The sequence below is a fragment of the Nitrobacter sp. 62-13 genome, assembly GCF_001896955.1.
GTDB lineage: Bacteria > Pseudomonadota > Alphaproteobacteria > Rhizobiales > Xanthobacteraceae > Nitrobacter.
In genome coordinates this window covers 1-8,526 of record NZ_MKRN01000163.1, presented here as the reverse complement: position 1 = coordinate 8,526, position 8,526 = coordinate 1, and the positions used below count along the sequence as shown (strand labels likewise).

The 8,526-nt window shown below is 63.2% G+C and carries 10 protein-coding genes and 1 pseudogene; 7 read left to right on the top strand and 4 right to left on the bottom strand.

What is annotated here, in order from left to right; translation table 11 throughout:
* From BGN91_RS11295 to BGN91_RS11280, 4 genes and pseudogenes are all read left to right on the top strand, one after another.
* On the top strand, positions 1-720 hold a 720-nt coding region (locus BGN91_RS11295; RefSeq protein WP_292613169.1), incomplete at its 5' end, for a class II fructose-bisphosphate aldolase.
* A 96-nt stretch (positions 721-816) separates the two neighbouring features.
* A pseudogene (locus tag BGN91_RS11290) lies at positions 817-1,277 on the top strand (RuBisCO large subunit C-terminal-like domain-containing protein); the annotation flags it as partial.
* A gap of 176 nt (positions 1,278-1,453) precedes the next feature.
* Positions 1,454-3,376, top strand: a complete 1,923-nt coding sequence (locus BGN91_RS11285; RefSeq protein ID WP_292613167.1) for a propionyl-CoA synthetase — start codon at positions 1,454-1,456, stop codon at positions 3,374-3,376.
* 77 nt (positions 3,377-3,453) lie between these two features.
* Positions 3,454-3,711 (top strand): hypothetical protein, encoded by a 258-nt coding sequence (locus BGN91_RS11280; protein ID WP_292613165.1) that lies wholly within the window; start codon positions 3,454-3,456, stop codon positions 3,709-3,711.
* Positions 3,712-3,895: 184 nt separating this feature from the next.
* Here the strand turns inward: BGN91_RS11280 and BGN91_RS11275 are convergent, their stop codons facing one another.
* Positions 3,896-4,597 (bottom strand): cell cycle transcriptional regulator TrcR, encoded by a 702-nt coding sequence (locus tag BGN91_RS11275; RefSeq protein WP_292613163.1) that lies wholly within the window; start codon positions 4,595-4,597, stop codon positions 3,896-3,898.
* A gap of 234 nt (positions 4,598-4,831) precedes the next feature.
* On the opposite strand from BGN91_RS11275, the gene ispH reads away from it, so the two are divergent.
* The 3 genes from ispH to rnhA are packed head-to-tail and all read left to right on the top strand — an operon-like array spanning position 4,832 to position 7,260.
* Positions 4,832-5,794, top strand: a complete 963-nt coding sequence (ispH, locus tag BGN91_RS11270; RefSeq protein WP_292613161.1) for a 4-hydroxy-3-methylbut-2-enyl diphosphate reductase — start codon at positions 4,832-4,834, stop codon at positions 5,792-5,794.
* Positions 5,795-5,827: 33 nt separating this feature from the next.
* On the top strand, positions 5,828-6,808 hold the full coding sequence (locus BGN91_RS11265) for a homoserine kinase (protein ID WP_292613159.1): 981 nt from the start codon (positions 5,828-5,830) through the stop codon (positions 6,806-6,808).
* Entirely contained in the window at positions 6,805-7,260 is a 456-nt protein-coding gene (gene rnhA, locus BGN91_RS11260) for a ribonuclease HI (RefSeq protein ID WP_292613158.1), read from the top strand. Before BGN91_RS11265 ends, rnhA begins: the two co-directional genes overlap by 4 nt.
* 10 nt (positions 7,261-7,270) lie before the next feature.
* On the opposite strand, the gene BGN91_RS11255 is transcribed toward rnhA, so the two are convergent.
* The 3 genes from BGN91_RS11255 to BGN91_RS11245 form a co-directional block, all read right to left on the bottom strand.
* Positions 7,271-7,549 (bottom strand): hypothetical protein, encoded by a 279-nt coding sequence (locus tag BGN91_RS11255; RefSeq protein ID WP_292613155.1) that lies wholly within the window; start codon positions 7,547-7,549, stop codon positions 7,271-7,273.
* Between the two features lie 150 nt (positions 7,550-7,699).
* Positions 7,700-8,185 (bottom strand): peroxiredoxin, encoded by a 486-nt coding sequence (locus tag BGN91_RS11250; protein WP_292613153.1) that lies wholly within the window; start codon positions 8,183-8,185, stop codon positions 7,700-7,702.
* Positions 8,186-8,335: 150 nt separating this feature from the next.
* On the bottom strand, positions 8,336-8,526 hold a 191-nt coding region (locus BGN91_RS11245), incomplete at its 5' end, for a DUF924 family protein (RefSeq protein ID WP_292613151.1).

Sequence of the window (8,526 nt, the reverse complement as noted above, 5' to 3'; positions counted from 1 at the left end):
GACATCACCCGACGGGTCGTCGACATGGCGCACTGGGTCGGCGCTTCGGTGGAAGGCGAACTGGGCGTGCTCGGCTCGCTCGAGCACGGCGGCGGCGAGCAGGAAGATGGCCATGGCATTGAAGGCCCCGTCAGCCACGATCAACTGCTGACCGATCCCGATCAGGCCGTCGATTTCGTCCGCGCCACCAAGGTCGACGCGCTGGCGATCGCGATGGGCACCTCGCACGGCGCCTACAAGTTCTCGCGCAAGCCGGACGGCGACATTCTCGCCATGAAAGTGGTCGAGGAGATCCATCGCCGCCTTCCCAACACGCATCTGGTGATGCACGGCTCGTCCTCGGTGCCGCAGCACCTGCAGGACGAGTTCAACAAGTTCGGCGGCGAGATGCCGCAGACCTGGGGCGTGCCGGTCGAGGAAATCGTGCGCGGCATCAAGCACGGCGTCCGCAAGGTCAATATCGATACCGACTGCCGTCTGGCGATGACCGCGGTGTTCCGGAAAATCGCGACCAACAACAAAAGCGAATTCGATCCTCGCAAGTTCCTCAAGCCCGCGATGGATGCGATGCGCGACCTCTGCCGCGAGCGCTTCGAGCAGTTCGGCACCGCCGGAAACGCGTCGAAGATCAAGGTGATCCCATTGGCTGAAATGGCCAAGCTTTATCGCACGGGCAAACTTGATCCGCGCATCGGCGATACGGCCGTCGCCGCGGAGTGAGATTGGATCGAACCACCGCGGATCAACGGGGAGAACGAATTCCAAAACCAGGAATCGCTGACCGTCCGCGGCAAGGACCGCTACAAATCCGGCGTGATGGCCTAGAAGACAACGGGCTATTGGGAGACCGACTCTACGCCGAAAGACATCGGCGTCATCCGTCTGTTGTGGGTGACGCCGCAGGGCGACGCGGATCCCATCGAGGCCTCGGCGGCGATAGCCGGCGAGTCCTCGACCGCCACTTGGACAAGTGGTACGGACGGGCCGTCTGACGGCGGCAGAAAAGGATCGCGCCAAGCCGCGTCGATCGGTCCCGGCAACGGAAGGCCAGTCCTTCGCTTATATCGTTTATGATGGCGGGCTGTTCGAGCCTGGCTCCATCGCCAGCCTCGAGCGCGAACGCCCCGACAAGTTCGGCCATCCGCTGCTCGGCGCCACCGTCGAGCCGAAGCCCGGCCTTTTCGGGCCGCAATTACGGCCGCGTGGTCTATGAGGCGCCGAAAGGCGGCTTCGACTTCACCAAAGACGACGAAAACATCAACTCGCAGCCGTTCATGCGCTTGCGGGGGACGCTTCCTTTCCTGCATGGAGGCATCAACCGCGCTGAGGCGGCGATCGCCGCTGTGAAGCCGGAGCGCGGCTCCCTCGAAGGAGGAATGCTCCGTAAGGACAAGGCCGCCGCCCTTGAAATGAGCACCGCATCCCGTGACAATGCAGGAACGGGAGATGTGCGATGAATATTCAGGAAAAAAGCCGCTACCGCGAGATTTACGGCCGCTCGCTCGGCGATCCCGAAGGTTTCTGGGCTGACGCTGCGCGCGACATCGACTGGATCGAGCCGGCGAAAAAGATCTTCGATCCGTCGATGGGGCTTTACGGCCGCTGGTTTGCCGGCGCCGTCGTCAACACCTGCTACAATGCGCTGGATCGCCATGTCGCCGGCGGCCGCGCCGACCAGGTCGCGCTGATCCATGATTCGCCGCTGGCCAATCCGGGCGGCCCGAGCGCCATCACCGCTTTCACCTACGCGGAACTGCTCAAGGAAGTGGCGACGCTCGCCGCCGTCTTGCAGGACTTCGGCGTCGCCAAAGGTGATCGCGTCGTTCTTTACATGCCGATGGTGCCGGAAGCCGTGGTGGCGATGCTGGCCTGCGCGCGGATCGGCGCGGTGCATTCGGTGGTATTCGGCGGCTTTGCGGCCAAGGAGCTTGCGACCCGGATCGATGACGCCAAACCGAAGCTGGTCTTTTCCGCGAGTTGCGGTCTGGAGCCGGGCCGCATCGTGCAATACAAGCCGCTGCTCGACGAGGCGATCAAACTCGCCGCGCACAAGGTTCCCGCCTGCATCATTTTGCAACGTCCGCAGCAGCGTTGCGATCTAGCGGGTCGCGATCACGACTGGGCAGGCTTACGCGCGGCCGCAATGGCGTCTGGGAAGTCCGCCCCCTGTGTCCCCGTGCTCGCCACCGATCCGCTCTATATTCTTTACACCTCCGGCACGACGGGAGTGCCGAAAGGCGTGGTACGCGACAACGGCGGCCATCTGGTCGCGCTGAAATGGTCGATGTTCAACCTCTACGGGGTCAAGCCGGGCGAGGTCTGGTGGTGCGGTTCCGACATCGGCTGGGTGGTGGGTCACAGCTATATCGTGTACGGCCCGCTGATCCATGGCGCCACCACGATCATGTACGAGGGCAAGCCGATCGGCACGCCGGACGCAGGCGCATTCTGGCGCGTGATCTCGCAGCACAAGGCGGTGGCGTTCTTCACCGCGCCAACGGCGTTCCGCGCCATCAAGAAGGAAGACCCGGACGGTGCGTTCATCCGCAAATATGATTTGTCCCAGTTCCGCACGCTGTTTCTGGCCGGTGAGCGCGCCGATCCGCCGACGGTGGAATGGGCGGAAAAGCATTTGAATCGGCCGGTCATCGATCACTGGTGGCAGACCGAAACCGGCTGGTGTGTCGCGGGCAATCCGGTCGGGCTCGGCATGCTGCCGGTGAAACACGGCTCGCCGACGGTAGCGATGCCGGGCTATCAGGTCGATATCGTGGATGAAGCGGCAAAGCCGCTGCCGGCCAATGCGATGGGCTCCATCGTCATCAAGCTGCCGCTGCCGCCGGGCTGCCTGCCGACTCTGTGGGAGCAGGACGCGCGCTGCAAGGAAGCCTATCTCAGCGAATTTCCCGGCTACTACAAGACCTCGGACGCCGGCTACAAGGACGAGGATGGCTACATTTTCGTCATGGGCCGCACCGACGACATCATCAACGTCGCCGGTCATCGGCTGTCGACCGGCGGCATGGAGGAAATCCTCGCATCGCATCCGGATGTTGCGGAATGCGCAGTGCTCGGCGTCAGGGATGGCATCAAGGGCGAGGTGCCGTGCGGCCTTCTGGTGCTGAAGGCGGGCGTCAGCCGCGATGCCGCCGAGATCGAGAAAGAGGTCGTGGCGCTGGTGCGCGAGAAGCTCGGTCCGGTCGCGGCGTTCAAGCGCGCGATCACGGTGAACCGGCTGCCGAAGACGCGCTCAGGCAAGATCCTGCGCGGCACCATCAAGAAGATCGCGGATGGCGATCAATGGACGATGCCCGCGACCATCGAGGACCCGAAGGTGCTCGAGGAGATTCAAGGCGCGCTGAAAAGCAGGACATGAGCCGGGGGTATTCGATGGACTTACAATTCCCGCAATTGAGTCCGAACAGTCGTGTCACTGGCAATCCGGGAACGACCATGCGACTGAAGACATCGATGCGAATCGCCGCTCTTGTACTGATTACGTCGCTCGGCGGCTGCGCCAATCTTGAGCGGCACAATGCGAGCGCCGTATCGCAGGGCGATGACGATGCCTATTGCCAGGCGCACGGCGGCCCGCAGGGCTCCGCGGCCTATGCCGCCTGCCGCAAGGATCGCGACGTCGCCGCCACCCGCTCCGACCGGATGGAGCGCACCCACCGCGATCTCGCCGAGCGGATGCTGAACGGGCAGTAGCGGGTTTGCTGCCGTTGCTGTCATACCCCGCGAAGGCGGGTATCCCGTACCCCGCAATGTTTTGTTTACATCGCTGACGCTTGGCGCGCCGCGTTCCGCTTTCGCGGGGACGATGGCGGCGCGACGCGAGACGAGCAACCCGCGCCGAAAATGACAGCCCGTGCCCAGGGGAGGGAGTGCGACCTTACTCCTCCTCGTCGTCCTCGGCTTTCTTGCCGCCGATGGTCTTCAGCTTGGCGAACACGGCATCGACGTTGAGATCGTCGCGCTGCTTTTCGGTCGGCTCGAATTCGGCGTCCTTGCGCGTGGTCTCCGACGCCGGCAGCAGGGTGGCGCCGCCATACTGCTGATCGGTGGGCTTCTCCTTGGCTGCGCGCTGCACCTCGAAGTCGAGTTCGATCTGCGAGCAGAGGCCGAGCGTCACCGGGTCCATCGGCGTCAGCGTCGAGGCATTCCAGTGGGTGCGGTCGCGGACCGCGGCGATCGTGGTCTTGGTGGTGCCGACCAGGCGCATGATCTGCGCGTCCTTCAACTCGGGGTGGTTGCGCACCAGCCAGAGGATCGCGCTCGGCCGTTCATGACGGCGCGACACCGGGGTATAGCGGGGACCTTTCTTCTTGGCCGCGGGCGGCAGCACCACCTTGCTCTCGCTGAGTTTGAGGCGGTAGTCCGGGTCTTTCTCGCCCTTCTCGATCTCGTCGCGGGTGAGCTGGCCGGTGGAGATCGGGTCCATGCCCTTGATGCCCTGGGCGGCATCGCCGTCGGCGATGGCGCGGACTTCCAGGGGGTGCATTTTGGTGAAATCGGCGACCTGGTCAAACGACAAGGCGGTATTGTCGACGAGCCACACGGCAGTCGCCTTCGGCATCAGCGGTGCATTGCTCATGGCAAATCTCCTTTGCGCTCCGCCCACCCCTCAGGGGCAGAGCCTTTTGGTCATCGACGATGACGGGAATTGGCCTATATAAGCCGTCGAGGGTCGAGTGCGCAATGGTTTGCTGTTGTCGGCCCGTGGCTTAACGGAACAGCCTTGACAGCGCCCCAAAGCCGTCCAAAGTCGTTTCTCTTATTGGCCGTTCCCGCCCCGCCGGTGTGGGGTGATTCGGTCCCGGATCGCCCCATGAATGCCAAACCGAAGCTAAAAATCGTGCTTTGCTCGCCCCGCGGCTTCTGCGCGGGTGTCGTCAGGGCAATCGATACAGTGGAGCGCGCGCTGACGCTGTACGGCGCGCCGGTCTATGTGCGTCACGAGATCGTGCACAACCGCTACGTGGTCGACAGCCTTCGCGCCAAGGGAGCGATCTTCGTCGAGGAGCTGGAGGAAATTCCCGACGACACCAAGGCCCCGGTGGTGTTTTCCGCGCATGGCGTGCCGAAATCGGTTCCGGCCGACGCACAGCGACGAAATTTCTTTTCGCTGGACGCCACCTGTCCGCTGGTGACCAAGGTTCACCGCGAGGCGGCGATCCATTTCAAGCGCGGTCACGAGATTCTGCTGATCGGGCATTCCCATCATCCGGAAGTCGTCGGTACGGTCGGGCAATTGCCGGCCGGTGCGGTGACGCTGATCGAGACTGCAGAGGACGCCGAGCAGTTCACGCCGAAGAACGCCGATAACCTTGCCTTCGTGACCCAGACCACGCTGTCCATCGACGACACCGCCGAGATCGTCGCGGTGCTGAAACAGCGGTTCCCGAACATCCATGGGCCCCACAAGGAGGATATCTGCTACGCCACCACCAACCGCCAGCTCGCGGTCAAGAAGGTCGCGCCGGTGGTGGACGCATTGATCGTGGTCGGAGCGCCGAATTCCTCCAACTCGCAGCGGCTGCGCGAGGTTGCCGAGCGCGAGGGCTGCAGGGTGTCGGTGCTGGCGCAGCGCGCCAGCGACCTCGACTGGAGCAAGTTCGAGGGCATCACGAGCCTCGGCATCACCGCAGGCGCCTCCGCGCCGGAAGTGATCGTCGAGGAAATCATGGGCGCGTTCGCGGCGCGCTACGATCTCGATGTGGAGACGGTTTCGGCGGCTGAAGAGAACGAGTTCTTCCCGTTGCCGCGCTCGCTGCGGCCCGACGCGGCCTGATCACGGCCTGCGGCCTTCGAATGGGGATACGAGATGGCGGTCTATACCGACGTCGCCGCCGACGAGCTTGCGGATTTTCTGAAAAACTACGACATCGGGGAACTGCTGTCCTACAAGGGCATTGCCGAGGGCGTCGAGAATTCCAACTACCTGCTGCATACCACCGCCGGATCGTTTTTCCTGACGCTGTATGAAAAGCGTGTGGCGGCGGGAGATCTGCCGTTTTTCCTTGGCCTGATGGGGCATCTTGCCACCCACGGCATCGTATGCCCGCAGCCGGTCAGGACGCGCGGCGGCGAAACGCTCGGCCGCCTCGCTGAACGACCTGCCGCCATCATCGATTTCCTCGAGGGGGTGTGGCCGCGCAAGCCGACCGTCACCCACTGCGCCGCTACGGGCGAGGCGCTGGCGAAGCTGCATCTTGCCGGCCGCGATTTTCCCATGACGCGCGCCAACGCGCTGTCGGTGCGGGGCTGGCGGCCGCTGTTCGACCAGGCCGCGCCGCGCGTCGATACCTTGCAGCACGGTCTGTGCGATTTTCTCGGGGCCGAACTCGACCACCTCGAACGGCACTGGCCGGACAAGCTGCCGGCCGGCGTCATCCATGCCGATCTGTTTCCGGATAATGTTTTGTTTCTCGGAGACAGGCTGTCGGGGCTGATCGATTTCTATTTCGCGTGCAATGATTTTTTCGCCTACGACGTCGCGATCTGCCTCAACGCCTGGTGTTTCGAGCCGGATCACTCCTTCAACGTCACCAAGGCGCGGGCGCTGCTCGGCGCCTACAATCGCGAACGCGTGCTGTCGGAGGCCGAACAGACGGCGTTGCCGCTGCTGGCGCGCGGCGCAGCGCTGCGGTTTCTGCTGACGCGGCTGGTCGATTATCTCAACGTGCCCGCCGGCGCGCTGGTGAAACCAAAAGATCCGCTCGAATACGTCCGCAAGCTGCGCTTCCAGCAAGGCATCGACAACATTCGCGATTACGGCATTGCAGTGTCGGGGCTGGTGGCGTGAATTCGTCCACGCTTCCCCATGTCACGATTTTCACCGATGGCGCGTGCTCGGGTAACCCCGGTCCCGGCGGCTGGGGCGCGATCCTGCGGTTCGGCGACATCGAGAAGGAGTTGAAGGGCGGCGAGCCGCACACCACCAACAACCGGATGGAGCTGCTGGCCGCGATCTCGGCGCTGGAGGCGCTGAAGCGGCCGGCGCTGGTCGACCTCACCACCGACAGCCAGTACGTGCGGCAAGGCATCACCGGCTGGATTCACAACTGGAAGCGCAACGGTTGGCGCACCTCGGACAAGAAGCCGGTGAAGAACGCCGACCTGTGGCAGCGGCTCGATGATGCGCTGAAGCCTCATGAGGTGCGATGGCACTGGATCAAGGGTCACGACGGCCATGCGGAAAACGAGCGCGCCGATCAGCTCGCGCGCGAAGGCGTGGCCATGGCGCGGTTGAAGTAGTCAGCTTGATCTAAATGCCGTGACGCCGCTTAAGCATGCGCCAGACGACGATAGTGGCGATGAATAGTGCAGTGACCGTGAACCAAAGGCCGCCGCGGATGTGAGCCGGCCGCAGGTTCGCCATGTATATGCTGAATCCGAGGGTTGTCAGGCTCAATGTGCTGCCGACCCAGTACAAGGGTTCGCGCAACACGCCGCTTGCTGCCCTTTCTGCCGCGTGTTCCTTCGCGCGTCTCACCCGCCGGAAGAGAAATGCAATCCAGGCGCAGGCTACCAAAATCTTAGTCATGCAGCTTTCGACCCGTCGTTCACCAGGCTAATTCACATGATGGATAGCTTGCCGGCATTCCCGTCTGATCGATGAAGTTTTTGGCGGCCTGGAAAGCAGAAAGCCCGCGCATTGGCGCGGGCTTTCCCGGTAGAAGGGGCAACAAGCGGCTCAAAGCTGCCCCAGCAGCGTGTCGCCGCCGGAAACTTCGACCTTGCCGGGCGAGTCCTCGACATTCAGTTTCTTCACCACGCCGTCCTCGACCAGCATGGAGTAGCGCTTGGAGCGGATGCCGAGACCCTTCTCGGAGCCATCGAACTCCATGCCAATCGCTTTTGTGAAGTCCGCGTTGCCATCGGCAAGGAAGGTCGCCTCGTTGCGTTGATCGGTGTCGCGCTTCCACGCGTTCAGGACGAACACGTCGTTGACGGAGACGATGGCGATCTCGTCCACGCCCTTGTCCTTGATGGCGCGCGCGCTTGAGAAAATGCTCGGCAGATGCTGCTTGTGACAGGTGCCGGTATAGGCGCCGGGCACCGCGAACAAGGTCACCTTTTTGCCTTTGAAGATATCGGCGGTGGTTTTGGTCTGAACCCCGTCCTCGGTCATGATGCGGAACGTCGCGTCGGGCAGGCGGTCGCCAACTTTGATGGTCATCGTCGTGTCTCCTTGAAATTCAGTTCGGGTGTGGACGGGGCGGGCATCGGCACAATATGACGCGGAGGCGAAACGGCAATGGGCAGCCCTTCAACGTACCGTCATTAACGCGTTTTCGGACGAAGCAGAACGCGCGACAAAATAAAGGAGCTATCCGGCGAACCCGCCCGCGTCGAGGAAAGCCTGTTCCTCCGCGCTCGTCATGCGTCCGAGCAAGGCATTGCGATGAGGGAAGCGGCCGAATTTGCGGATGATGTCGGCATGCACTTCCGCGAATTTGAGATTTTCCGGCCGGCCGCGGCTGCGAAACAGCGCGACGCAGCGGTCCTGGTCGGCAAGCC

Bases quoted from the DNA above. Each gene is read 5' to 3' on its own strand.
- BGN91_RS11285 (WP_292613167.1), top strand. From the start codon at position 1,454: ATGAATATTCAGGAAAAAAGCCGCTACCGCGAGATTTACGGCCGCTCG.
- BGN91_RS11280 (WP_292613165.1), top strand. From the start codon at position 3,454: ATGCGACTGAAGACATCGATGCGAATCGCCGCTCTTGTACTGATTACG.
- BGN91_RS11275 (WP_292613163.1), bottom strand. From the start codon at position 4,597: ATGAGCAATGCACCGCTGATGCCGAAGGCGACTGCCGTGTGGCTCGTC.
- ispH (WP_292613161.1), top strand. From the start codon at position 4,832: ATGAATGCCAAACCGAAGCTAAAAATCGTGCTTTGCTCGCCCCGCGGC.
- BGN91_RS11265 (WP_292613159.1), top strand. From the start codon at position 5,828: ATGGCGGTCTATACCGACGTCGCCGCCGACGAGCTTGCGGATTTTCTG.
- BGN91_RS11255 (WP_292613155.1), bottom strand. From the start codon at position 7,549: ATGACTAAGATTTTGGTAGCCTGCGCCTGGATTGCATTTCTCTTCCGG.
- BGN91_RS11250 (WP_292613153.1), bottom strand. From the start codon at position 8,185: ATGACCATCAAAGTTGGCGACCGCCTGCCCGACGCGACGTTCCGCATC.